General features: G+C 44.6%; 22 protein-coding genes. 17 read left to right on the forward strand and 5 right to left on the reverse strand.

Going from position 1 to position 23,568, the window contains the following annotated elements; translation table 11 throughout:
• The first annotated feature begins 84 nt into the window (after positions 1 to 84).
• Entirely contained in the window at positions 85 to 891 is an 807-nt protein-coding gene (locus A3IK_RS0116545) for a TatD family hydrolase (protein WP_020561087.1), read from the forward strand.
• Here the strand turns inward: A3IK_RS0116545 and A3IK_RS0116550 are convergent, their stop codons facing one another.
• From A3IK_RS0116550 to A3IK_RS0116565, 4 genes are all read right to left on the reverse strand, one after another.
• Positions 892 to 1,290, reverse strand: a complete 399-nt coding sequence (locus tag A3IK_RS0116550) for a DUF779 domain-containing protein (RefSeq protein WP_020561088.1) — start codon at positions 1,288 to 1,290, stop codon at positions 892 to 894.
• Between the two features lie 60 nt (positions 1,291 to 1,350).
• On the reverse strand, positions 1,351 to 2,871 hold the full coding sequence (adh, locus tag A3IK_RS0116555) for an aldehyde dehydrogenase (RefSeq protein ID WP_020561089.1): 1,521 nt from the start codon (positions 2,869 to 2,871) through the stop codon (positions 1,351 to 1,353).
• Between the two features lie 79 nt (positions 2,872 to 2,950).
• Positions 2,951 to 4,336 carry a nicotinate phosphoribosyltransferase gene (locus tag A3IK_RS0116560; RefSeq protein WP_020561090.1) on the reverse strand — a complete coding sequence of 462 codons (1,386 nt, stop codon included), beginning with the start codon at positions 4,334 to 4,336 and terminating at the stop codon, positions 2,951 to 2,953.
• A 72-nt stretch (positions 4,337 to 4,408) separates the two neighbouring features.
• The gene (locus A3IK_RS0116565) at positions 4,409 to 5,461 is read right to left on the reverse strand and encodes a bifunctional nicotinamide-nucleotide adenylyltransferase/Nudix hydroxylase (RefSeq protein WP_020561091.1); all 1,053 of its coding nucleotides are present in this window, start codon (positions 5,459 to 5,461) and stop codon (positions 4,409 to 4,411) included.
• Positions 5,462 to 5,615: 154 nt separating this feature from the next.
• Between A3IK_RS0116565 and lpxL the strand changes: the two genes are divergently transcribed.
• From lpxL to A3IK_RS0116580, 3 genes are all read left to right on the forward strand, one after another.
• On the forward strand, positions 5,616 to 6,551 hold the full coding sequence (lpxL, locus tag A3IK_RS0116570; protein WP_020561092.1) for an LpxL/LpxP family Kdo(2)-lipid IV(A) lauroyl/palmitoleoyl acyltransferase: 936 nt from the start codon (positions 5,616 to 5,618) through the stop codon (positions 6,549 to 6,551).
• Positions 6,552 to 6,593: 42 nt separating this feature from the next.
• Positions 6,594 to 7,082, forward strand: coding sequence for an FKBP-type peptidyl-prolyl cis-trans isomerase (locus A3IK_RS0116575; protein WP_020561093.1), 489 nt, complete (start codon positions 6,594 to 6,596; stop codon positions 7,080 to 7,082).
• Positions 7,083 to 7,242: 160 nt separating this feature from the next.
• Positions 7,243 to 7,680: a hypothetical protein gene (locus A3IK_RS0116580; protein WP_020561094.1), complete on the forward strand. Its 438-nt coding sequence runs from the start codon at positions 7,243 to 7,245 to the stop codon at positions 7,678 to 7,680.
• An 84-nt stretch (positions 7,681 to 7,764) separates the two neighbouring features.
• On the opposite strand, the gene A3IK_RS0116585 is transcribed toward A3IK_RS0116580, so the two are convergent.
• Positions 7,765 to 8,403, reverse strand: a complete 639-nt coding sequence (locus tag A3IK_RS0116585; protein ID WP_162596683.1) for a hypothetical protein — start codon at positions 8,401 to 8,403, stop codon at positions 7,765 to 7,767.
• A 239-nt stretch (positions 8,404 to 8,642) separates the two neighbouring features.
• Here A3IK_RS0116585 and A3IK_RS20580 point away from each other — a divergent pair, with 239 nt between their 5' ends.
• The 13 genes from A3IK_RS20580 (at position 8,643) to A3IK_RS0116655 (ending at position 23,405) form a co-directional block, all read left to right on the forward strand.
• On the forward strand, positions 8,643 to 9,686 hold the full coding sequence (locus tag A3IK_RS20580; RefSeq protein ID WP_020561096.1) for a PilN domain-containing protein: 1,044 nt from the start codon (positions 8,643 to 8,645) through the stop codon (positions 9,684 to 9,686).
• Complete coding sequence (gspM, locus tag A3IK_RS0116600; RefSeq protein ID WP_020561097.1) at positions 9,683 to 10,273, forward strand: type II secretion system protein GspM; 591 nt, start codon at positions 9,683 to 9,685, stop codon at positions 10,271 to 10,273. The genes A3IK_RS20580 and gspM overlap by 4 nt, the downstream gene beginning before the upstream one ends.
• Positions 10,270 to 11,103: a hypothetical protein gene (locus tag A3IK_RS0116605; RefSeq protein ID WP_020561098.1), complete on the forward strand. Its 834-nt coding sequence runs from the start codon at positions 10,270 to 10,272 to the stop codon at positions 11,101 to 11,103. The genes gspM and A3IK_RS0116605 overlap by 4 nt, the downstream gene beginning before the upstream one ends.
• Positions 11,104 to 11,185: 82 nt before the next feature.
• A complete protein-coding gene (gspD, locus tag A3IK_RS0116610; RefSeq protein WP_026221034.1) occupies positions 11,186 to 13,450 on the forward strand; it encodes a type II secretion system secretin GspD in 2,265 nt (754 codons plus the stop codon).
• A gap of 3 nt (positions 13,451 to 13,453) precedes the next feature.
• A complete protein-coding gene (locus tag A3IK_RS0116615; RefSeq protein WP_020561100.1) occupies positions 13,454 to 13,849 on the forward strand; it encodes a hypothetical protein in 396 nt (131 codons plus the stop codon).
• A gap of 105 nt (positions 13,850 to 13,954) precedes the next feature.
• Complete coding sequence (locus tag A3IK_RS0116620; RefSeq protein WP_020561101.1) at positions 13,955 to 15,463, forward strand: hypothetical protein; 1,509 nt, start codon at positions 13,955 to 13,957, stop codon at positions 15,461 to 15,463.
• A 70-nt stretch (positions 15,464 to 15,533) separates the two neighbouring features.
• Positions 15,534 to 16,397: a peptidylprolyl isomerase gene (locus tag A3IK_RS0116625; RefSeq protein ID WP_020561102.1), complete on the forward strand. Its 864-nt coding sequence runs from the start codon at positions 15,534 to 15,536 to the stop codon at positions 16,395 to 16,397.
• The gene (locus A3IK_RS0116630) at positions 16,384 to 17,181 is read left to right on the forward strand and encodes an ABC transporter permease (RefSeq protein WP_020561103.1); all 798 of its coding nucleotides are present in this window, start codon (positions 16,384 to 16,386) and stop codon (positions 17,179 to 17,181) included. The genes A3IK_RS0116625 and A3IK_RS0116630 overlap by 14 nt, the downstream gene beginning before the upstream one ends.
• Complete coding sequence (locus tag A3IK_RS19875; protein WP_020561104.1) at positions 17,178 to 18,365, forward strand: ABC transporter ATP-binding protein; 1,188 nt, start codon at positions 17,178 to 17,180, stop codon at positions 18,363 to 18,365. Before A3IK_RS0116630 ends, A3IK_RS19875 begins: the two co-directional genes overlap by 4 nt.
• Entirely contained in the window at positions 18,362 to 19,273 is a 912-nt protein-coding gene (locus tag A3IK_RS0116640; protein ID WP_020561105.1) for a lysophospholipid acyltransferase family protein, read from the forward strand. Before A3IK_RS19875 ends, A3IK_RS0116640 begins: the two co-directional genes overlap by 4 nt.
• 5 nt (positions 19,274 to 19,278) lie before the next feature.
• Complete coding sequence (locus A3IK_RS0116645; protein ID WP_020561106.1) at positions 19,279 to 20,241, forward strand: class I SAM-dependent methyltransferase; 963 nt, start codon at positions 19,279 to 19,281, stop codon at positions 20,239 to 20,241.
• The gene (locus A3IK_RS20585; RefSeq protein ID WP_083915764.1) at positions 20,177 to 21,352 is read left to right on the forward strand and encodes a glycosyltransferase family 2 protein; all 1,176 of its coding nucleotides are present in this window, start codon (positions 20,177 to 20,179) and stop codon (positions 21,350 to 21,352) included. The genes A3IK_RS0116645 and A3IK_RS20585 overlap by 65 nt, the downstream gene beginning before the upstream one ends.
• The gene (locus A3IK_RS0116655; RefSeq protein WP_020561108.1) at positions 21,345 to 23,405 is read left to right on the forward strand and encodes an HAD family hydrolase; all 2,061 of its coding nucleotides are present in this window, start codon (positions 21,345 to 21,347) and stop codon (positions 23,403 to 23,405) included. Before A3IK_RS20585 ends, A3IK_RS0116655 begins: the two co-directional genes overlap by 8 nt.
• Positions 23,406 to 23,568: the final 163 nt, after the last annotated feature.

The raw sequence follows: 23,568 nt of genomic DNA on the forward strand, positions 1-23,568 counted from the left end.
CACCTGTGGGTGAAAAAGAGCAGTATGTGCAACGTGCTTTAGCCAATATTAGCCCTTATTTATAGTTTTATAAAAATATAAGTCATGTCAAAAAAACCAGCTATTCCCGTGTTTGATTATCCTATTATTGAAACACACTGCCACCTTGATTACCTTGAGGGAGACGTACTCGAAGCGGCCTTACAAGCTGCCCAAGCGGTCAAGGTCGAGCGTATTATTACGATTGGGGTATCGCCTGATAATTTAGCTAAAGTACTTGATTTAGCACAGCGTTACCCGCAGGTGTGGGGCACACAGGGTATACACCCCCATGATGCTAAGGAGTATACGGCTGAGGTTGAGCAACAGATTCGTACCAATGCTCAGCATGCTAAAATCCTGGCGATTGGTGAAATTGGTCTAGATTATCACTATGACTATTCCGATCGTACTAAGCAGCGCGAAGCCTTTGAGAGCCAATTACAAATTGCGATTGATTTAAATTTGCCAGTAGTGATTCATACCCGTGAAGCGGATGAAGATACAGCAGCGATTTTAAAGAATTTTATTCCACAGATGAAAAAGCGTGGAGTAATTCATAGTTTTACTTCAGGTAAAGCCTTAGCCGAGTACTGTTTAAGTGAGGGTTTTTGTTTAGGTTTTAATGGGATTAGTACCTTTAAACCAGCAGACAATGTGCGAGAAATTATTGCTTTAACGCCTCAGGATAAAATTCTATTTGAAACGGATGCACCGTATTTAACGCCAGTACCCTATCGTGGGCAAACCAATGAGCCTAAGTATTTGCCGTTTATTGTCGAAAAAGTGGCTGCTGTTAAAGGCATAGCAATCGATGAGCTATTGCCACAGGTATGGAAAAATAGCATTGAGGTATTTTGGGAAGCAGCCTAATTAGTGCTGCACACCCTTTTGTACCGGATGTTGGGCTAAATATTCCGCTTCACTATCGCTAAATAACCGCGAGCGGATGAGGAATCGAACGCCTTCGGGGCCTTCGAGGGAAAATCCAGCGCCACGCCCCTTCACGACATCAAGGGTTAGGTGGGTGTGTTGCCAATATTCAAATTGTGCAGCGCTCATATAGAACGGTTGTGCTTCCACCCAGCCGAGTAATACATCAGCGTCACCAATCATAAACTCATCGCGCTCATAACACATCGGAGCGCTACCATCACAACAGCCCCCTGATTGATGAAAGAGCAGGTCGCCATGTTGGGCTTGGAGTTTATGAATTAATGCGGTAGCAGCGGCGGTACATTCAACCCGTAAAGGTATGTTCGTTTCAGCCATTTTAACCCTCCTGAGTCTGCCAACTTTAAGCAAGGCTCAAAGTTGGCAGTATGTGTTTAGCTAGAAGAAACCTAGTTTATTAGGGTTGTAACTCACTAATAAGTTTTTAGTTTGTTGATAGTGATCCAGCATCATTTTGTGGTTTTCACGCCCAATACCGGATTGCTTATAGCCACCGAAAGCGGCATGAGCGGGGTATAAGTGATAGCAATTGGTCCAGACCCGACCGGCTTTAATACCCCGTCCCATGCGGAAAGCGGTATTCATATCTCGACTCCAAACACCCGCACCTAGGCCGTATAAGGTATCATTTGCTAGTGCTAAAGCATCAGCTTGGTCTTTAAACGTGGTGACAGAGACAACAGGGCCAAAGATTTCTTCTTGGAAGATACGCATTTTATTGTGGCCTTTGAATACCGTTGGCTGCACGTAATAACCTTCGGCTAATTCACCCGCTTGTATATTGCGTTGACCACCAATGAGTAATTCTGCCCCTTCTTGTTGACCAATATCGATATAGGACAGGATTTTTTCTAATTGATCATTAGAAGCTTGTGCCCCAAGCATAGTATTAGTATCTAATGGATTGCCCTGAGTAATAGCTGCGACTCGCTGCAGTGCTCTTTCCATAAATTGATCATAGAAAGACTCTTGAATCAGGGCGCGTGACGGGCAAGTACAGACTTCGCCTTGGTTTAAGGCAAAGAGCACAAAACCCTCTATAGCTTTATCAAAGAAGGCATCATCTTGTGCGGCAACATCTGCAAAGAAGACATTGGGTGATTTGCCCCCTAGCTCTAGCGTGACCGGAATAATGTTTTGAGATGCATATTGCATAATCAAGCGTCCGGTCGTGGTTTCACCTGTGAAGGCTACTTTGGCAATACGTGGATTAGTGGCTAAGGGTTTACCCGCTTCAATCCCAAAGCCATTGATAGTATTCAGCACTCCAGCAGGCAGTAAGTCTGCAATTAACTCCATCACTATTAAAATACTAGTGGGGGTTTGTTCAGCGGGTTTAAGGACTACGCAATTACCAGCAGCGAGGGCAGGGGCTAATTTCCACGCAGCCATGAGAATAGGGAAATTCCACGGAATGATTTGCCCGACAACACCTAAAGGCTCATGGAAGTGATAAGCGATAGTATCATGGTCAATTTCACTAATACCGCCTTCTTGGGCACGGATACAGCCTGCAAAGTAACGGAAGTGATCAATGGCTAGGGGTATATCTGCCGCTAAGGTTTCACGTACAGGCTTACCATTGTCCCACGTTTCTGCCACGGCTAGCTTTTCTAAATTTTGCTCTAAACGGTCGGCAATTTTATTAAGAATATTTGCGCGTTCAGTAGTACTAGTAGCCCCCCAGCGCTCAGCGGCAGCATGGGCAGCATCTAATGCTAATTCAATATCTTCAGCAGTGGAGCGGGCGACTTGGCAGAAAGGTTTGCCCGTAACAGGGCTAATATTGTCGAAGTATTGACCTTTAACAGGGGCTACCCATTCGCCTCCAATAAAATTGTCATAGCGAGCTTTGAAGTGAATAACCGCACCGTCGGTATTGGGATTAGTATAAAGCATGATGTTCTCCTCCTAGGTTATGGGTGTATAACTTAACTCTCCTTCAAGCATCATAAAGCCTTAAGGGGTTAGAGGGAATCTAAAAAGATTCCCCGCTACGCGCCCGAATGACATCAAAAGGCTCATCAATGAGTAATACACCATTTTTAAACACCGGACGGAGGAGATTTTCTTGTTCCTTTAGCTCTTCAAGGCGAATGGTTTTGATTCCCTCTGCAGTGCGAACGACCGCTAAGCGCCCACGTTTAGAGTTTTTACCCGGATCGGTAATGGGTTGCTTATACACATCCTGCCATTGCCCCTGAATACGAATAGCCGAGGCTTTCATGGCAAAGCTTAGGGTATCGCGGTTCACTTTTTGCAGTAGTCCCGCTCCCATACCAAACGCGACATTTTCCGTGGAAAATCCGGCAGCCTTAATCGACTCTAAAATACCGCCAATGGAGTCTATGTCGATACCATCACCTTGTATCACCCGCACCGCAGGATTCAGTACCTTAAAACCTTTTTGATTAATAGTGCCACCAAAACTAGCATATAAGCGTTCGAGTACCGCAGGCACAACCGTAGCAGGATCGCCAGAGTCAGGACGAATCACCACCGTACCACCACTCTCTAATACCTGTTCACGTAATTGTTGACCCCAAATATCACTTACCGCATGGTAAATATCATAGGAGTCTGATACCACGGCGACTAATTTTCCGGGTTTAGCAAATTGCTGCACCATATTGGCATAGGCATCTGCTTCGTGCTCACGTCCCCAACTGGTAATCGTGGAGTGTTCGGCGGCGGGAATAGAAAAGCCTGCCATCTCTGCACCATAGTATTTACGGGCAGCAAGCAGGGCAGAGACGGTATCCGTACCTTGGAAATTGACCAGATGCGCCAGTCCCCCTAATGCCGCAGATTCTAGGGAGGAGGTTCCGCGAGAGCCAAAATCATGCAGTTTAAAAGGTAGTTCTGGGGCTGGATTATCACAGGTCTGATTGAGATAGTTGGCAATAATTTGTTTTACTTGCCATGATACCGTTGCCACTGTAGTGGGATACCAGATAGCACGAAGCAGAGCCGTTTCTAGGTAGGTGGTGAGCCAAAATAATTGCGGGTCAGTATTATGGACTTGTACCAGTGCATTTTTGGTGGGTACGACTACACCTTCGGGTAAGGCACTGATTTCAATAGGTAAGTAGCCATTATAATGATTAACAATATAATCCCAGCCGGCACGGTTAAAGGGTTCGCCATGAGCGAGTAAAAGTGCCTCAGCTTCATCAATGTCTGAGCGTGTAATCGGTTGCAATAGATAGTGTTTAATAAAAGCTTGTAAGCCAAAAAATAGCGCTTGTTTAAACTGACCGCCACGGGCTTCGACATAGGCTGAAATGATTTCAGAGCCAGTAGGGTATTGTAAAAAGTGGCTGGCTTTATAACTATCAGTGTTAAGAATGAGATTGTTGAACATGGAAATCCTCCGGTTCAGGGGTTAAATAAGCTACCGTCTATCAGTAGCACGTGTATAAGGCGCGAGTAAGGTCTAGCCCACTAACGCCGTAATAATATGATAATGGTCTTCAAAGAACTGTTCAGGGTTCAAGGTACTTAAGGGTACCCATTTTGCCGCTTGTGCATCATCACTACCCTTTACTTTAGGCAAACCTTGGGCATCGGGCTTTAATTCAATGAGATAGGCATGGGTAATGGTACGTCCGCGTGCCGAGCGGTCGGGGTGATCAAAGACTTGGGTTTTAATAATCGAGCCTTGTAAAACGGGCGCAGGGATTTTTATCCGAGTTTCTTCACGTAATTCACGAATGACCGCATCGCGTAAGGTTTCATCTTGCCCCACAAAGCCTCCCGGCAAAGCCCACAACCCCTTACCCGGACGTGCTCGGCGTTGAATGAGTAATACATGCCCGGCCTGAATCACTACCGCATCCACGGTGACAAAGGTGGGAGGATAGGGAACATTTGCCCAGCCTTGTTGATATTGACGAATAAATTTCCACTCCTCGGCGACTTGCTCATAATCTTCAGTGGTTTTAAATTGAGCGAGTTGTTGTTGCACGGAGGGGGGTAGTTGTTCGCTAATAATACCGGCTAAAAAATATTGTTCACGCAAAGGTGTTGCCGATAAGCCATTGTAATAAGAAGGTACGCTGACTGAATCCCATTGTGGGAACAAGGATAGATAATAGGAGGTTTCATCCTTGCTATGCCCAATCAACCCAATATGCGGGGGGCTATGAGGATGTTTAGTATCGATAACACTCTGTACCGCTTGCTGTATACGGGCAATCCAGTTTTGATCGTTATACATATCATCCATAATGGGGAGGATATTAAGACGGTTTTGAATAGGCTCAGGAAAAGCGCCACGAATGAACTGTTCGCGCTCCTGAAAACTCCACGGATTACGAATACTACGCGGTTGCTGACTAGAGCCAACTAATACAATGACCTGTTTAGCTTGCTCTAGTGCGGTACTAATAATTTGTTTATGCCCTAGATGAAAGGGTTGAAACCGCCCAATGAACACCAAAAAATCAAAGGTCGGTGTGAGGTCAGTAGAGGTTGGGGTATCTAGCATCTTCAGTAAACTCCTTACTGAGGTAATGATATAGTTTGGTCTATCCAAACACTAGGTTCAGTACAACAAGCAGACTCGCGCTTGTCAAGAGCTGAAGCTGAGATGAATTGAAAAATAGGATAAAAGGTCGTGTTAACAGGTGAGTAGTAAAATAATGCAGCAAAAAACTCGACTATCGGGCAAATCATTTTTACATCCCCGCCATTGGCTGACATGGTTGGGGTTAGGTGGGTTATGGCTGGTGGTGCAGTTACCTTGGTCGGTACAAATGGGGCTAGGTAAGTATCTAGGTTTACTCATGTATTACCTATTAAGTCAACGTCGGCATGTTTGCCAAGTCAATATTCAATTGGCTTTTCCTGAGCTAAACGCAGCCCAACAAGAAAATCTGGTTAAAAAACATTTTGTTTCTTTAGGGCGTGGGCTATTAGAAACCGCTTTGAGTTGGTGGGGGGATGGTGAGCGCTTAAACCAGCAAACAGTAATCAAGGGGTTGGAGCATTTGCAGCAAGCACAACAACAAGGTGGGGTTATTTTGCTCAGTGCTCATTTTACTAGCTTAGAGCTAGGTGGTCGTCTATTAGCAAAATTTATTAACCTGCATGTCGTTTATCGCCCGCATCAAAATCCAGTTATTGAGTGGCGCGTGGCAAGATTACGCCAAAAACGTTATGGAAAGGCGATTCCACGCGATGATATTCGGGAGATGCTGCGCAGTTTGCAACAGGGACAAGTGGTATGGTATGCCCAAGATCAGAACTTTGGTCATAAAAATAGTGTATTTGCTCCGTTTTTTAGTATACCGGCGGCTACGAATACTGCTACAAGTCGTATCAGTCGTTTAGGTAAAGCCAGCGTAGTACCCTTCTTCACCGTGCGCACTGAGACAGGTTATCAATTACAGTTTTATCCAGCGTTGGAAAATTTTCCCAGCGAGGATGTTTTGAATGATACCATTCAGATCAATCAGGTGATTGAGAGCCAAGTACGATGTTATCCAGAACAATATTTATGGACACATCGGCGCTATAAGGATCGACCTGAGGGGGGTAACCGTTATGAGTTGCCCGTAAAAACAATGACTGAGTAGGTAATAACTGAGTGATTGTTGGTTTTAATTAAAGGATTTGAGATGTCAATTACCCAAAATAAAGTAGTGTCCATGAGCTATGTACTGACTGATAAGCAAGGGCAGGTTTTAGACCAAGCTGATAAACAGCAGCCCTTTATGTATCTGCACGGTCATCAGAATATTATTCCTACTTTAGAAGCGGCTTTAGTAGATAAAAAGGTGGGTGATACCCTAAAAGTGAGTATTCCTGCCGCTCAAGCTTATGGTGAACATAGCGCAGAGTTAGTTCAACCCGTGCCCCGTGAAGCGTTTGCGGGTGTGCCAGATGAGCATTTAGTTGTAGGGTCACATTTACAGGCACAAACCGATGAGGGTGTGCGTGTTGTGACGATTGCCGCTGTGGATGATCAAAATATTACAATTGATGGTAATCATCCTATGGCTGGATTAGATTTAAATTTTGATGTAACCGTAGTGGGTATTCGTGATGCTTCTCCAGAGGAGATTGCACATGGTCATGTTCATACCCCTGGTATGCACGCTCACTAATTCGCTAAACAGTACTCTCTAATCCAGACTTAGAGAGTATCTGAAGTCATGGTTTTTATTTAAAGCAATGCTAGGCAGTCGTTACCGTTGCCCTTAGCATGTGTAGTGTTTTTGTTTTGATGTTTTGTGACTCATTTTGATTTGCCAAGGACTATACCCCATGATGAAAATTAACACTTTATTCACACGTTTAGCATTAGCTACTTTAAGTTTACCAGTTGCAGGCCAAGCGCTAGCTGAAGATTGCAGCACTTCATTCTATTGTTATGGAAATAGTGTAGGGTTTACCGCTATCAATGTAGTAGTAGCGGATGAAGGGGGGACTACTCCCATTAATGTGGTTCCTACTCCACGCCCAGTCGCTAACCCTACACCTAGCAATGTCCCCAATCGCCCCTTAACAACCCCAGTAAGACCCAATTATAATCGTAATAATACCGGCTGCATGGCGCAATATAATGCAGAACTAGCCAAGGCCGCTAAATTAGATGCACTAGCCCGCGCTCAAGCTCAACGGGGTCAGGAAGGACAAGCTCAACGTTTATTTAGAACAGCAGCACAGATCCGTGCTAATGCTACCCGTATGAATTGCCGCTAAACGATAGCAATCCTTGGTGAGAGGATTAGAAGATTAATACAGTTTAAAAACCCGCCGCCTATGGATAGGTGTGCGGGTTTTTCATTATGAGCGTCGGGTGGGGGGAGGATTATCTAATAGATCCGCTAACGGGGTAGGTTCGTCTAAATGGCGGGGAGTAATAGGTTTAACCGTGGTGGTATCGTCATTGGCTGCAATCAGTGGTGCATCTAGTGATGACGGTGCAGTCGCTGTTTTTGCTAGAGTCGCATCAGTCGCTGTTGAGGGTTGCTCATTAATATAAGGAGCATTAGGACGTGATGCAGCAGGAGGTACTTTAAATTCAGCCATATCTTTTACCGGGGCTTCGGTATCAGAACCAAAAATCACCCCAATACAGATAATAATTAAACTACCATACCACAACCAAAAGCCTAAACCTTGCCCAATGATATTGGTATTCTCATTTTCGCCGGGCATCACTACAAACCAAAACGCTTGAGTCGCCACCAAAACCGCTGCTGCTGCAACTAAAGTCGCGCGAATGGGATACTTATACATCCATAATACAGCTAGAAAAATTAATAAATTAGCAAACCAGCCGAACTGAAAGGTAATGATACCTAACCAGCCAGATATGAGTACCCAATAGCCCATTAAGGTATTGGTATCCGTATAGAAAGCGGGAAACCAGAGTGAGCTGACCCAGCACAAGCCGCCTAAAAATAGTATTACTGCAGACAAGGGGTTATCATCCATTTAAAGTCAATTACGATACCTATGGCTCTCATGGCATGCGAGGGGTATGCCTATGATGCCTACATAATAGTCTAAGTTTGACATTCACTTAAAATTAAAGGAAGTGAATTTATTTATAATCCGATAATGGTAATTGATCTTCACTTTATCGTATAGGGTTCGACATTCGTCGGCTAATTCGCTACGATGGGGCTATTAATATGCTGTATAAATAATAATAAAATATGACGCTAACTAGCAATTTTAACTATATTATGCAGTGGTGGGGTAGCGGGCTGTTGAAAGGTTTGCCTTCTTCACTACGGCGTTTGGTGCGCAGCGAGCGACCTCGAGTCGTGCTGCAACTCCATCATCAAATGCTAGAGGCATTCTGGAAGCCCGATCAAAAGCTCATTCCTTTGGGTTCTTATTCACTGCGTACGCCTATTGATCTGTTTAGTAAACCGCCTAAAACGATTAAGGGCAAAAAATATCTGATTGAAGTACAGCTCAATCCGAAAAATGGCCTATTGCTAGAGCAGCGCTTTCCAGAGGCCATTCAAGAAAATCTACGCCAAGTTATTGGCTATCAACTGGATCGTATTAGTCCCTTTTCTCCAGAACGTGCTTATTACTCGGCAGAGCTGCTGAATCATGATCGCAAAGCTAAGGAAATCAATGTCAATGTACAGGTAATACCTAAGCAAACAGCGGATCAAGTGATTGAGCAATTAAAAGAGTTAGGGGTTCCAGAGGTTCATCTCTTATCGGTTGTGGGTAGCCCATCTTCTGCGCCTATTGGTCAAACGACTACGACGGACTTAAGTCAAAGCTGGTCTTGGATTCCATTAGGTTTTATGGTGACCGCATTAGTGGCTTCTTTGGCTGCGCCAATTGCCTATAAATATCGGCGTGCGGAACAAATCGATGCTGCATTGGCTCAGGTTCGCCAACACTCAGCCGCTCAATTACAAATTCGTGAGCAACTCACGGCAGCAGAGGATGCTATGCATTTCTTGACCGAAAGACGTCGCACCTCGCCCGTGGCTTTGGACGTAGCTGAGCACTTATCAAAAATTTTACCTGCAAATACGTGGTTGGATCGTTTGACGTTGAATGGCACCGAGCTTTCTATTCGTGGCGAGTCATCGGCTGCCTTGGATTTGATTGATCTATTGGAAGGATCACCTATGTTATCCGAAGTGAAATTTAAATCCCCGGTAACCCGTACTAAGGACAGTAATAACGATAAATTCCAGATTCAAGCCAAGGTGGAGGTCAAGTCATGAATGATTTACTCATGAAGCACCAAAGCTTATTGGCATGGAGTTTATTGATTCTATTAGTATTGTGCTTATTGGTGTTTGGTGTCTTACCGGCTTGGAGCTATTCCAATCAGCTTAGTGACCGTATTGAAACCGGTTATCGGCAGTTAGCAAAAATGCGCCAGATCGCCAATACCACGCCAGAGTTTATGGCAGAGTATGAGCGTGTTAAGAGCCAAGGTTTAGATAAACTCTTTTATCCAGAAGGGATGACGTCTGCCCAAGTAGCTAAAGAGTTACAGCAACAAGTCAGCGGCGTTATTACCCGTGGTAATGGACGTATCTTAAGCTCGGAAGTAGTGGAGGATAATAAATCTGAGGAGGAAGCTTCAACGGGTTATCAAAAGGTGACGGTACGCGCTACTTTTCAAGGCTCAATGCCCCTAGTGCGTCAAGTACTCCATCAGGCTTATCAAGCACGTCCCCTGATTTTTGTGGATAGCTTAGAACTATATCCCTTAGACAAAGATAAAACGGCTGATTCGAGCCAAAGCCAATTGGCTAAAGCAGACGTATTAATTACGACCTATTGGCGAGGGGGAAGTAAATGAAAAAGTGGATTAGTCCGCCGATTCAGTGGTTGTTTTGGCTAACTGGCTTAGGCGTTATCGGGTTAGCCGCGTGGAACTTATATACCCTTTGGGCGATGACTGAAGAAAGCCAAGCTAAGTCAACGGTCAGTGTTAGCTTACCGGATCTGAGTTTATTAAATGCGCCAGGTGTTGCAACCTATCAGGATTTTATTGATAAACCCCTCTTTTGGTCGAGTCGTAAAGTACCTGCGCCGCCAGTAGTAGTGGCTGCTGCTGCACCTCCGCCTGAGCCAGTAGAGCCGCCTATTGATAAAACCTTACCGGATGGACGCTTGGTAGGTGTGATTGATTTAGGTAAAAAGTCCTATGGCATTATGCGCACCAGCACTTCAGAAAACCACTCCCTACATGTAGGGGATAAGTGGGGGAATTGGGTCGTTACCAAAGTCAAAAAAGACAAATTGACCTTAAAACTGGGTGATGAGAACCAAGATTTATTGTTAATAGCAGATTTTAATGCACCCAAGCAAAATCCAGCCATGTTAGCGAAGAAGGCACAAGATCAACAGCAACAAGCCCAAGCCGAAACATTAGCGCGTTTAAAAGCGCTTCAGGCCGCTGCCGCCCAAAATATCTTAACAGCAGCGGCGGAGCCAAAAGCAGGCATGCCTAATGAAGCTTTTCCGTCTACAGAACAGGCTCCGCCTATTTTATCAGTGAAGGATGCTTTAGAAGCACGTAAGCGCCTAATGGAATCACGCTGGGGCAGTACCGCTAGTGGTGGCAGGCCAAGTGCTAATCCATCGCGCAGTGCTCTACCTAATCCAGCCGATAGTGCTCTTAATTAAGCTAGGGTAAGTGCAATTACTGCTTTAATAAAAAATAAAACCATTGACCTACAAAAATAATAAAAATAATGGGGTTAGCTTTGTGAACTATAAAATTATCACAATAGGGCTAGTGAGTGTGTCGGTATTAATGTCGGCCTGTTCTTCGATCCGTAACAGCCCAGGGTATCGTAGTAGCCATATGGTTACTGAGGAAGGTTTTCAACGCAGTGGTGCCGTGCGAGAAGTGGATGGACGCATGCTAGGTATGGGAGAAGGTATGCATATGCCAGCTAAGCGCTCTAATTATGCTCCTACTAGACCCAATCAGTATGCCAATGCACCGACAACTAGACCTCAGGCCAAGCCGGGTTCTCAGCAGCAAGATACAGAGCTGATTTTAGGACAGCAGAATTATTATCATGAGCCAGCAGATAATAGTAATACTAGTAGTGTAAAAGGCAAAATGCGCCGCAAATCAGGCGACGGGATAGCCCTGAACTTTGAACGCGCCAGTATTCGTGAGGTAGTGAAAGTCGTCTTAGGTGATTTATTAAAACTGACTTATACCATGGAGCCGGGGGTTGAGGGTGAGGTTACGATTAGCTCTAGTGAGCCTATACCTCAAGCGAGCCTCATCCCCACACTGGAGTCTTTATTAGCGACTCAGGGTGCCGTTTTATATAAAGATGGACCTAGTGGTTATCGTGTAGCGGCTCGTGCCAATATGAAAGGGCGGGGGTTTAAACCCAGTTTTGGTAAGTTAAAACCGGGCTATAGTATTCAAGTGGTTCCGCTGCGCTATATTCCAGCAGTGGAAATGCAGAAGATTCTAGAGCCATTAGCGAATCCAGATGCTTTTGTCCGCGTGGATAGTAGTCGTAATTTATTAATGCTAGCTGGTACGGGTTCGGAGCTGGCTAATCTGATGTCGACGATTAGTACCTTTGATGTGGATGTATTACAAGGTATGTCAGTAGGCATTTTCCGCATTAAGAATGTGGAGGCCGGTATCGTTGCGAAAAGCATGGATACCCTCTTTGGGGAGGGAGGCAGTAGCTCTATGGCGGGGATGATTAAGATCGTACCCCTTGAGCATATGAATAGCTTAATGATTATCTCCGCAAGTCCCGACTATTTACGCGATATGCAAAGTTGGGTGAATCGTTTTGACCGTACCAGTCCTACCGCAGGACAACAGCTTTATGTGTATCGGGTACAAAATGGTAGTGCTGAAAACTTGGCTGAAATGCTCAATCAGATTTTTTCGGGTAAGAGCAGTAGTAAAAAGAAAAGTGCTGTCTCTAGTCTAGCACCAGGTCTAGAGCCTGCCACCGTAGGGGGCGCGATACCACCGGCTAATGGTGCTGCACCTAGCCCTGATAATCCAACCGCCGTCGCGGTCGCCGTCGCAGGCAAGCCAGCGGTAACAGCAGATGGCGGTGTGGTGATTGATAATACGGATGATGCGCGGATTGTGGCAGATAAGACCAATAACTCTTTAATGATTATGGCGACTGAGTCGACTTATCAGCAAATTATTGAGGCGGTTAAACGTATTGATGTAATGCCGATGCAGGTACAAGTCGAGGCTTCCATTATGGAAGTGAGCTTGTCAGATAATTTACAGTTTGGTCTACAGTGGTACTTTAAAAATAGTAACCTACTAGGACAAGTGGGTGAGGGATTAGTCTCGTTAGGTGGGATTGCAGGTGGAGCAGGATTCTCGTATTCCTTAAGCGACCCTACAGGCTCTTTAAAGAATATTATTAACATGTTGGCTAAGCAGTCACGAGTGAGAGTATTGTCCTCGCCTTCGATTTTAGTGTTAGATAATCAGCCGGCTGAAATCCGTGTGGGTAATCAGCAACCGATTGAGACTAAAACCAGTAGCAGTGGTACGACTGGCACGGATACCTATACCTATCAGTATAAAGATACGGGGGTTTCACTCAAGGTAACACCTCAGGTCAATAACAATGGTCTGGTGAAAATGGAAATCCAACAGGATGTGACGGATCTAGGTGAGCGAGATAGCGTTAATAATCAGCCTACCTTTATGCAGCGCAGTATTAAGAGTTCCATTGTGGTGCAAAGTGGCGAAACCATCGTCTTAGGTGGCCTGATTCGTGAGAATAAAACGGATAGTAAGCAAAGCGTACCTATTCTGTCGGATATGCCGATTGTAGGTAAGTTATTTAGCTCAGAGGGTGGAACCTCTACTCGTACCGAGTTACTGGTATTGATTACGCCTACCGCTATTAGGGATCAATCCGGGTTGACTAAAACAGGTGAGGAAATGCGTGAGCGGATGCAGCGTCTCATGGCGAATGACCGTTTCCTACAGCAATTAAAAGGACAACGTTAAATCATGAAACAGTGGTGGATAGTATTAGTAGGATTAGGGTTGTTAGTGGCGTGCTCTGCTGAGCCACCGGAGCCTTTAGTCAAAGAATTGGCGCAACAACGTTGGACTGCACTGTTGCAGTCCAATCCAACCAAAGCCTACCAGTACTACACCAAAGCTTTTCAGGACACTACCCCCTTAAAGCAGTTTGAGAACTCGATACGTGGGGTAGGGCTTTGGAGGTCAGCACAAGTAATGGATGCCCAGTGCAAAGATTCACAATGCCAAGTGAATGTTAAGGTGACCGTGGCGATGAAGATGCGCGGTCTACCAGAGCCGATAGAGACGAGTGAAGTAATACAAGAAACATGGATGAAGGATACCGCTTGGAAGTCAGAGTGGCGTTACGTAAAAAATTAGGATATTTATCTGGCATAATGTTGTATTATCTATAGATTAATAAATTAGATTAAGTCAGACACTCCAACAATAAATTATAAAGATAAGTTTTTAGGAGGCACTCAGGTGTTTAAACAAAAAAAGCTCGCTTTTGGGGTGGCAGCAGGATTTCTGGTTGCCGCAGGAATTTTTACTGCTGTCCAAGCGGTGTATGTCAACTCTGATGGAACAGGACAAGTGTTATTGTTCCCTTACTTTAATGCTAATCCAGGGTATGTCACTAATATTAACCTAGTTAACTCTACTAATGAGACCAAGGCAGTCAAGATTCGTTTCCGCGAAGGCAAAAATAGTAATGATATTCTCAATTTTAATATCTATATGTCACCGGAAGATGTCTGGACAGGTACGATTCGTAAAGATGCCAATAGCGATGCGGGTGCATTTACCACACTAGATCGTACTTGTACTATGCCTGTGCAACATGCCGCCGATTGCTCAAGTCCGAATAAAGATCGCTGTGAGGTGATGAAAACCTTCGATGGTAAAAATATTGTCTATGAAAACAAAGATACCCGTGAAGGTTATGTTGAAGTGATTGAAATGGGGGTTGTGACCGATCCTAAAATTCAAGAGGCAGTCAAACATGTGAATGGTAAACCTGCTAATTGTCAGGCTGTTTCTGATGCTTGGTTAACAACAGGTGCCTTTGCTTCGGGAACAGGTGCGGCTGCGGTAGGTTTAAAAGCGCCTACGGGTGGTTTATTTGGTTCTTCTGCTGTCTTGAATATTGCAGAGGGTGCGGCGTTTGCGATTGATCCGGTGGCGATTGATAATTACAGCACTCAGGCTCAACACTACCGTCCCGATCTTTATGAAGAGTATTTATTACCCTCTTTAGCGTCCGGCAATGTGACACAAAGCACGATTACCGTTCCTAAATCAAGTGGTGAGTCTGATCTGGTCGTCACCAATTGGAAGCAACAAAGTCAAGATCCTTGTACGGTAGAGGGCACATCCTGTGGTACTAACCCGTACCCCATGGCGCATGTGTTGGCAGTGCCTTATATCATGAACGAATACTTCCTTGATCCTACCGATGGCTATGATGGTCATACCGACTGGGTTGTAACTTTCCCGATGAAAAAACATGGTATCCATCAGGCTAGTACCGATGTTGTAGCAAAAATTGATGGTCTCTACGACCGTGAGGAAGCGCGTGCTTGGGGCTTGAATGCTACTCAAGATAAATACTTTGGTTTCGTAACCGACGCGAAAGCCGGTACTTTTGGCCCAGAGGCTAGCTTAACTCGTGAAGTGAATGTCTTGAGCTTTGTGAGTACCGATCCTTCATATGATTTGAATCGCACCGTGTTCTCAAGTCCAGCCTTAAAAGCAGTCAGTGCAGGGCCATTCGTACATGGTTGGGCGCGGATTACCTTCCCGAATTATACCTTAGGTGGAGCCTTTACCTCATCGAATGCGTATGGTGCTAATCCGTATAATTATAAAGCAGATCACTTTATTTATAATGGTGTGCCAACCTTAGGTTTCGCGGCTATTGAGGGCAATGTAAGCGAAAATGCTCATGCTCGCTTTGGTGATGCGATACCGCATAAAACACGTCGCTATTAAGTTTATTCATTCAAGGGACGGATTAAGTAGGGGTACTTAGTCCGTCTAGCTATTATGAGGCTGTTGAAAAATGTCATTATCATTGAGATCCTTATTACAGGGAGTCGTATTAGGTTTAATGGTGCCCTGTCTGGTACAAGCAGAAGATGCTTGGATCATGAAAACCCCCGAATGGGAGTTATCTAAAGCGCAATATGAAAGCGCACTCACCGTCAAGGGAACCGACCCTAAAACCCTCACAACACCTGCACAACGTCGTCCTATATTACAAGATTTATATATCCGCGAATCCTTATTGCAACAGGCACTCAAACAAGGTTTAGATAAAAAACCTCAGATTGAGCAGCAGCTAGAGGAGATGCGTAAAGATTTATTGGCTCGTAGTGCGCTTGAAGCTCACATTGATCAAAATGCCCCCGACTTTACCCAACGAGCACAAGAGCTTTATCAAGCCCGCTTAGCTACCGTTTATACTTTCCCGCTACGCCTAAAGTTACAGTTAATCCAAATCAATACCCCCTCGCCAGAGAGCCAAACTAAGACTAAACAACAACTAGAAACGCTGCGCCAAGATTTACAGCACAAGAAACTAACCTTTGAGCAAGCAGTGGAGCAATATAGTCAGGCCGCAGACAAAGCACTGACACAGGCGGGCGAGTGGTATAAGGCCGATCAACTCCCAAGTGTAGTATTTGATGCTGGCGTCCAGCTTAAAGATAGTGAGCCACTGAGTACCGTACTCAATGCGGATAAGGCTATGTATCTAGTTAAATATTTAGAGCGGCGCGAACCAGAGGTTCTCAGTTTTGATCAAGTCAAAGATGAGCTAATCGCCAGTCTTAAGACCGAATATCGGCTGGGGCAGCAACAAGTATTACTGCAACAATTACGCCAACAATTTGAACAAAATGCTCAGCTCAATGATGCCCCTTAGCGGGACTAAGGAACGAAAGCAGTGGAGCACTTTATTTGGGCAATTAGTCTATCTAGATCTACGCACACGTTATTTTAATTCGCGTTTAGGGCTAGCCATTCTCATTGCTCAACCTTTGGCATTATTAGTGGTTTATAGCTGGATCTTTGGTGATTTAATGCAATTAAAGCATCAAGGAGGGCAAGACGGGCATTACTTTAGTGAGTATTTATTGGCAGGTTTAATTGCCTTTAATACCCTCGCCGAGGTATTCACTCGTGCTCCTAATCTACTATTAGAGCGGCGTGAATTATTATTGAATACCGCTTTACCTGCGGTGCTGGTTCCTTGGGTGCTGGTGGCTAGTTCATTATTATTGGAAGGGATTAGTATTGCTTTACTCATTATCTGGATGAGTATTCAAGGACTGAATCCATTGTGGGCGTTAGGGTGTTATTTGCCTTGGTTAGTGATTCGCCTATTATGGAGCAGTGCGGGCGCGGCCTTATTAAGTGTATTGGGGGTCGTGCTCACGGATTTACGCCAAGTATTAAGTGCAATATTAGGTATTTTATTATTAATTACCCCCATCTTTTATCGTCTAGAACAAATACCTAGTCATTGGCAAACGGCATTATTGTGGAATCCCTTCACCTATTTAATTCAAGGCTATCAAACCGCTTTAGTGCAAGGTGAGTTTAAGGTATTGGCTTGGCTGCCGGTGCTATTGGCTTCACTAGTCGTTTGGTATCTGAGTGTTAGTATGGCACGACGCTTATTACCTAAAATACGCTATGTGCTATGAAAGCCCTTCAATTACAGCAGATTTCAGTAGGCTATCCACAGTATCCTCGCCCCCTTGATTTGCTTTGGGAGTGGCTAACAGGTACTCAACGCCATACCACCCATTATGCTTTGCAAGATATTAGTTTTGAGCTAGAGCAGGGCAGTACTTTGGGTATTGTAGGGGATAATGGCGCGGGTAAAAGTACTCTATTGCGCGTGCTTGCAGGTACTTTACAGCCTACCGCTGGAGTTTGCTTGGCTACAGATCAGCGTGCAGCCTTACTAGAGTTAGGGGCGAGTTTTCAGTCGCAATTATCGGGCTTAGATAATATTCGTCTAGGCTTAGCCTTGCGGGGCTTGAGTCATGCGCAGATTAATGAATATCTTCCCACCGTGATTGAGTTTGCTGAATTACAACCTTGGATCGAGCAACCCCTCAAAACCTACTCTAGTGGCATGGTGATGCGCTTAGGTTTTGCCTTAGCTACCGTTTTGTCACCCCAGCTCTTGATTGTCGATGAAGCGCTCTCTGTAGGTGATCAGCACTTTCAAAAGAAATCCTTGCAGCGTATTAAGACTATTGTGGCAGAGGGGGCGAGTTTAGTGTTTTGCTCCCATAATTTGTATCAAGTACGGGAATTATGCCAGCAAGCTATTTGGTTAGAGCAGGGAAGGGTTCGTCAGTTTGGTAAAGCGCAAGCCGTAGTCGATGCCTATCAAACCGCTTGCCGCGAACGTGAAGTCATAACCCCAGCCGTCATCAGCCCTCAAGCCAATAATCACCTTCAATCTCAGCCCTTTATTCAATCAGCTCAATTACTCACAACGGAAAATAAGGTCTTTAATACTGGCGCTAAATTTGGTGTGGAGGTATTAATAAATCTCAATAGGTATCCGGTGCAGGAGGTACATTTAGGGATTGTGATTCGGCGCAATGATGAGATTCAATGCTATGGCATGAGTACTTTGCACGAGGGAATTGCTTTGCAGGGGCATGACTATGCCAAGGTTCATTATGTAATAGATGAGTTACCCCTATTAGCCGGTGATTATTGTTTAGAACTATGGCTGATTGATCAAACCGGATTGCATGTCTATGACTCGCGCGAGCGCTGCTGTCATTTCCAGGTACAACAAAGCTCCCAGCGTCAAGGGATCGGGGTCTGTCAATTGCCGCATCGTTGGAAGGTATACGGTCTATGATGCGCTTCAATGCGATTAAGCCAGACTGGTTTTCATGGCGTTATCAGGTGCAATATCCACTGCTTGCCCAATTACCCCTATCCTATAGTTACCGCCTCGCTCAATATTCTAGTCGGTATTGGCAAGCCCGGCATTTGGGCGGTTTAGCTATCGTGAAAGAGCAAATGCAGCTTACCTTTCCACATGCCTCGGAGACTCAAATTCAACAATGGCTCTGTGAATATGCTCAAATGGTGGAGTGCGAAACTCTCGATACGTGGTATTTAACCCAGCCTAAACTGATGCAACGTTTGGTGACTCTGCAGGGATTTGAGGCTGTAGAGCAGGCCAGACAACAAGGTAGGCGCGTATTGCTGACAGGGGGGCATATCGGACGCTTTTGGCTGGCAGGGCCTGCCATGTATTTGCGGGGTTTTAAGGTGGGAACCTTGACACGGGATAATACTGAGTCCAATACGCAACACTTGCATCAGGCTGAATATCGATTTCGACGTTGGAAGTTGCAGCGGTTAAAAGCTAGCCTTGGTGGGACTTTTTTGGTAGAGGGTGAGTTGGTGCGCCCCTTGTATCAAGCTTTAGATGAGGAGTTGATTACTTTATTGTTTGATGTGCCCTATGCACAAAATCAGAGCCAAGGCGTGACAGTTTCCTTTCTAAACGGTACTATAAAAGTGCCTGCCGGTATTTACAAAATAGCAAAAAAGACACAGGCATGGATTGCGCCCTTTTATATGCGTAATCGACAGGACGGGGGGGTAATAGCAGAGTTTTCACCTTTGCTAGACCCAAATAATTATAATGAAGAGGAATGTTTGAGTCTGTTGACCCAACAACTGAGTGCTGAGATTGTGCAAGCACCTAGTCAGTGGTGGTTGTGGGCAGCGCTTCCTCTGCTGCGAAGAGCATAACGATAATGAAACAACAAGAAAATGCAGCTTTGGCGTCGATTGATCTCTCGGCTAATCACTCTCATGCCCAAATTGTCCGGCGTGTACCGCGCTATGCCCGCGTATTAGAACTCGGCTGTGCGGGTGGAGAAATGTCTGAGCTATTAAAAAGCATGTGTCAGGCATCTATTATTGGCTTTGATAAAAATCCTCAGCTTGCATGGCGTGCGCAGCGTTTTTGTGACTATGTTTTTACGGAGGACTTAGACGATCCTCATAGTCTGGATGCACTAGAGGGGGAAAAGTTTGATGTGGTGACCTTAACGGATGTACTAGAGCATTTGCAGCACCCTGAGTCACTGCTAGAGCGTATTAAGCCCTTATTGCTAGATGAAGGCGAGGTATTGATTTCCGTCCCTAATGTTGCTCATGCCTCTATACGCTTAGAGTTATTGGCGGGTAACTTTGCGTATGAAAAAGCCGGCATTTTAGATGAAACCCATTTACACTTTTTTACCCTAGATAGTTTACGCACACTCATTCAACAGTGTGGCTATACCATCACGGATATGGATTGCACGTGGAATGATATGGCGGATAACGTCATTGCTGAGTATTTAGCAAAAATGAATCTAGAGGCTACCCCGGAAGCCTTAGCTAAATTTCATGAACCAGAGGCCATGGCTTATCAGTTTATTCTCACCTTAAGACTGAGTTCACCCGAACAAGGTGATGATTTACTAGGCAGGACTCAATTAAAGCCTTTATTAGACTCTAATTTAGCCTGGGGGCGCATGCAAAATCAGTTAAAGACCCAAGCACAGATGATTCGGGGTCTAGAAATTCAGCTCGAAAATTGCACTAACCAATTACAACAATTAACGCAAGATTATCAACGTACTCGCGCCGAACTCGCAGAAGTCCATGCAACACGTAGCTGGCAGTGGGTGCGTCGTGCTAGCAATTTATGGCGCGGTACGCTCAACTGAGCGAGGTAAAATGATGTCCACTAAGGCGACTGTGAGTGTGGTAATACCTGCATATAACCATGCAGCATGGATAGCGAGTGCTATTCAATCGGTACTTAGTCAAACCTATACCGATTGGGAGTTAATTATTATTGATGATGCTTCTAGTGATCAAACTTGGGAGATCATCCAAACCTTTCAGCATCCACAGCTACGTTGCGAACGCCATACCAAAAATCAAGGAGCATCGGCAACCCTCAATCAAGGTTTAAATCTTGCTCAAGGTGATTACTTGGCGATTTTGAACTCTGATGATCGTTGGCATCCACAGCGCCTAGAGCGTCTGATTGGCTTAGCTCAAGCGCAGGGCGTGGATTTCATCGCCTCAAGCGCCCAAGTTGAATACTCCCATCAGCATACCCAGCCTAAATGGCAGGGTGAGTTTATGGATTGGTATCAAAATTTACAGCAAGAGTTATACCGTAGCCGTGATTTTTTAACGGCGCTGGCTAAGGGAAATTTCTTACTCACCACCTCTAATTTCTTGTTTAGACGCGCTGTATGGGAGCAACTAAAAGGTTTTGCTGATTGGCGTTATGTGCATGATTATGATTTTGCCTTGCGGGTTTGCGATGCTGGGTTCTTAACGGCTTATAGTCCTGAGGTACTATTGGCTTATCGCCAACATGATACTAATACTATTCATGAGTCACCCTTAAAGGCGGTGAATGAGCATCTACAAATGCTTTATGCGCGGCTGCCACAGTTTGCTGCCCACCTCACGCCGCAAGGTTGGCATAATCTCAGCGTCCAACTCACGGATTTACAAAACCTCTTGCACGGAGAGTGGTGTGCTAAATTACACCAGTCCTTAGTACAAAAAGAGCAAGATTTATTCGCTGTGATTGCCGAGCGTGAGGAGCTAATTGCCAAGCAACAACAGTGGGTAGACGATCGTGATGGTTGGATTAAAGAGCGCGACCAAATCGTCGAGCGGCAAAATACTTTAATTAGCCAATTAGAAGCAGAGTTGCATAAAATTCGGCAGAGTTTAGGTTATAAAATCGGGCGGGGGCTAAAAAATCCACTACTCGCCGCACGGCATTTATTAGTGAGACAGGATTATGCCTGACAAGCTACGCCTGACCTCTTGGGAGTCGCTTAAAACATGGCTTACCCCACAAGTAGAGCAGGGTAGGTTTCAGATAGTATCGCTGGATATTTTTGATACCTTAGTAGCCCGCATTGATTTACCTGAACATATTCAGCGCCAAGTCTGCCGTCAATTAGCCACTCAAGTGACGAATGCAACCCCGCAACAGGTATTTCAAGCCCGGCAACAAGCCGAAAACAGCTTACGTGAACAAGCCCTGCAACAAGGTTTTGATCACGAATGTTGTTTTTCAGATTTAGTCCCCCTGTGGATTAAAAATTGGGTGGGCTATGAAGATCCGGTTTTAATGGCACTCGCCATTGAGTTAGAGCTACAGGCCGAGACAACCGCACTTTATATTAAAAAAGATGTTATTGATTTCTTAGAGTGGTTAAAAGGCTTTAATCTGAACCTATTAGCTATTTCAGATATGTATCTTGATAGCCAGTATATAGCACAGCTATTAGAGAATTTAGGGCTAAAGCAATACTTCTCAGCGATTTATGTATCAAGTGATAGCAAGCTCGGTAAACATAGCGGACGTTTATTTGAGTATATCAAAGATAAACAAGCCCTAGATTATCAAGCATGGGTACATATTGGTGATAATCCCCATTCGGATCGATTAAAAGCGTGTGAATTAGGGATTCAAGGTATTTGGCTAGATGAAAAAGATGAAGTGACTCGTATTAGTCAGCAGCGTATTAATGCTCAAATGGCAGAGCGCGGCGGGGTTTGGCGGGGGCGTTATTTAGCCGAACAAATTCGAGAGAGTTTACAGGTATCTAGCCCCAAGCACACACAAAAGGCTGAGTATTTTGATTATGGGCGTGAAGTATTGGGTATTGCTTTTAGTACTTTTATGCTAGGCCTGCTAGAAAATTTAGCGCAAACAAAGCCAGATTGTATTTTTTTTATTGCTCGTGATGGTTATTTATTTCAACAAATGCTGAGCAAGACAAATGCCCAGTATCAGCAACGCTATTTATATTTATCACGTCAGGTGATTGCAGCCGCCTCAGTCGCTGAAGGCTTAACCTTACAACAAGCTCAAGTTGCTTTTTATAATCCAAAGCAACAGGGTTTAAGCTCTATTTTTAAAGTCTATAGCTTATCTCATGAGTTACTTGCGCCTTTAGCAAAAAAATATGATTTGCATGATATTAGTGCTCCTATTCATGATTGGAACGATAAACGCTTATTAAATTGGCTGGCTGACCCTGAAGTGCAAGCCATTATTCGCCATACTGGACTTACTCATAAACAAACCTTGCAAGCCTATTTAAAACAAGAGGGCTTTTTTGATTATCAGCATGTTGCCATGGTGGATATTGGTTGGAACGGTACTTTACAGCACTTTTTAACTAAAACGTTTGAGCAAGAAAAGCACTATCCAGAGGTTTCAGGATTTTATTTTGCACTGGTTCCTAAACTCCATAATGATTTTTATCAGCATAATCAGGCGGAGGGGATTATTTATGACTCGCGCCGTAGTAATGCTTGTGAGCGAGTGGTAGCGGAGTTTGAAGAGGTATTTGAGCAAGGCGCACGGGCATTACATGGTTCAACCATTGGTTATAGTCAAGATGCTTTAGGCTCATGGCAACCTCTATTAAAAGCTGATAGTGCGCCAGATCGGGCGGCTGAAATACGTGCTAATCCCTATGTGGAGCAAATTCAGGCCGGAGTTTTAGACTATTGGCAGCATTTTCAGAAAATCCAGCAATTAACCGGATTTACTAGCCATGAAATTTTACCTTTTGTGTATGGCACCTTAGAGCGTGCAGTAGTTTACCCTACACCTCAAGAGGTAAAGCTCATTCGACGTTTAGTCCATACCGAAGATTTTGGGCATGATCATGTATTAACCTTAGCCGAGCGTTGGTTTCAGTGGCGTGATCTTTTAAGTCCCAAACGGTTTTGGCAATATTTACAAGTAGAGGCATGGCGTTATGCTGTGTTTAGTCATTTACCAACAGGAATAGCTAATTTTGCTTTACGCATCGCGTACTTACACGCGGTAAAAAAATAATAATAATGCGCAAAGGAGCTGGTTATGTTACCACATCCCTTATATTTATTCTTAGCAGCTCAGGCCTTTTGTTTTTCTAAGGCTCGTGGGCAGTGTTTTAGCCCCGGTTTAAAGGGATTAATCGTTTGGTATAGTTTAAGAATTAAAACTAAGCTTTTCAATC

The organism is Thiofilum flexile DSM 14609, from assembly GCF_000380185.1.
GTDB classification, from domain to species: domain Bacteria; phylum Pseudomonadota; class Gammaproteobacteria; order Thiotrichales; family Thiotrichaceae; genus Thiofilum; species Thiofilum flexile.

Bases quoted from the DNA above. Each gene is read 5' to 3' on its own strand.
- lpxL (WP_020561092.1), top strand. From the start codon at position 5,616: ATGCAGCAAAAAACTCGACTATCGGGCAAATCATTTTTACATCCCCGC.
- A3IK_RS0116565 (WP_020561091.1), bottom strand. From the start codon at position 5,461: ATGCTAGATACCCCAACCTCTACTGACCTCACACCGACCTTTGATTTT.
- A3IK_RS0116580 (WP_020561094.1), top strand. From the start codon at position 7,243: ATGATGAAAATTAACACTTTATTCACACGTTTAGCATTAGCTACTTTA.
- adh (WP_020561089.1), bottom strand. From the start codon at position 2,871: ATGCTTTATACTAATCCCAATACCGACGGTGCGGTTATTCACTTCAAA.
- A3IK_RS0116645 (WP_020561106.1), top strand. From the start codon at position 19,279: ATGAAACAACAAGAAAATGCAGCTTTGGCGTCGATTGATCTCTCGGCT.
- A3IK_RS19875 (WP_020561104.1), top strand. From the start codon at position 17,178: ATGAAAGCCCTTCAATTACAGCAGATTTCAGTAGGCTATCCACAGTAT.
- A3IK_RS20580 (WP_020561096.1), top strand. From the start codon at position 8,643: ATGACGCTAACTAGCAATTTTAACTATATTATGCAGTGGTGGGGTAGC.
- A3IK_RS0116560 (WP_020561090.1), bottom strand. From the start codon at position 4,336: ATGTTCAACAATCTCATTCTTAACACTGATAGTTATAAAGCCAGCCAC.
- A3IK_RS0116615 (WP_020561100.1), top strand. From the start codon at position 13,454: ATGAAACAGTGGTGGATAGTATTAGTAGGATTAGGGTTGTTAGTGGCG.
- A3IK_RS0116655 (WP_020561108.1), top strand. From the start codon at position 21,345: ATGCCTGACAAGCTACGCCTGACCTCTTGGGAGTCGCTTAAAACATGG.
- A3IK_RS0116630 (WP_020561103.1), top strand. From the start codon at position 16,384: ATGATGCCCCTTAGCGGGACTAAGGAACGAAAGCAGTGGAGCACTTTA.
- A3IK_RS0116575 (WP_020561093.1), top strand. From the start codon at position 6,594: ATGTCAATTACCCAAAATAAAGTAGTGTCCATGAGCTATGTACTGACT.
- gspM (WP_020561097.1), top strand. From the start codon at position 9,683: ATGAATGATTTACTCATGAAGCACCAAAGCTTATTGGCATGGAGTTTA.
- A3IK_RS20585 (WP_083915764.1), top strand. From the start codon at position 20,177: ATGCAACACGTAGCTGGCAGTGGGTGCGTCGTGCTAGCAATTTATGGC.
- A3IK_RS0116545 (WP_020561087.1), top strand. From the start codon at position 85: ATGTCAAAAAAACCAGCTATTCCCGTGTTTGATTATCCTATTATTGAA.
- A3IK_RS0116550 (WP_020561088.1), bottom strand. From the start codon at position 1,290: ATGGCTGAAACGAACATACCTTTACGGGTTGAATGTACCGCCGCTGCT.
- A3IK_RS0116605 (WP_020561098.1), top strand. From the start codon at position 10,270: ATGAAAAAGTGGATTAGTCCGCCGATTCAGTGGTTGTTTTGGCTAACT.
- A3IK_RS0116625 (WP_020561102.1), top strand. From the start codon at position 15,534: ATGTCATTATCATTGAGATCCTTATTACAGGGAGTCGTATTAGGTTTA.
- A3IK_RS0116640 (WP_020561105.1), top strand. From the start codon at position 18,362: ATGATGCGCTTCAATGCGATTAAGCCAGACTGGTTTTCATGGCGTTAT.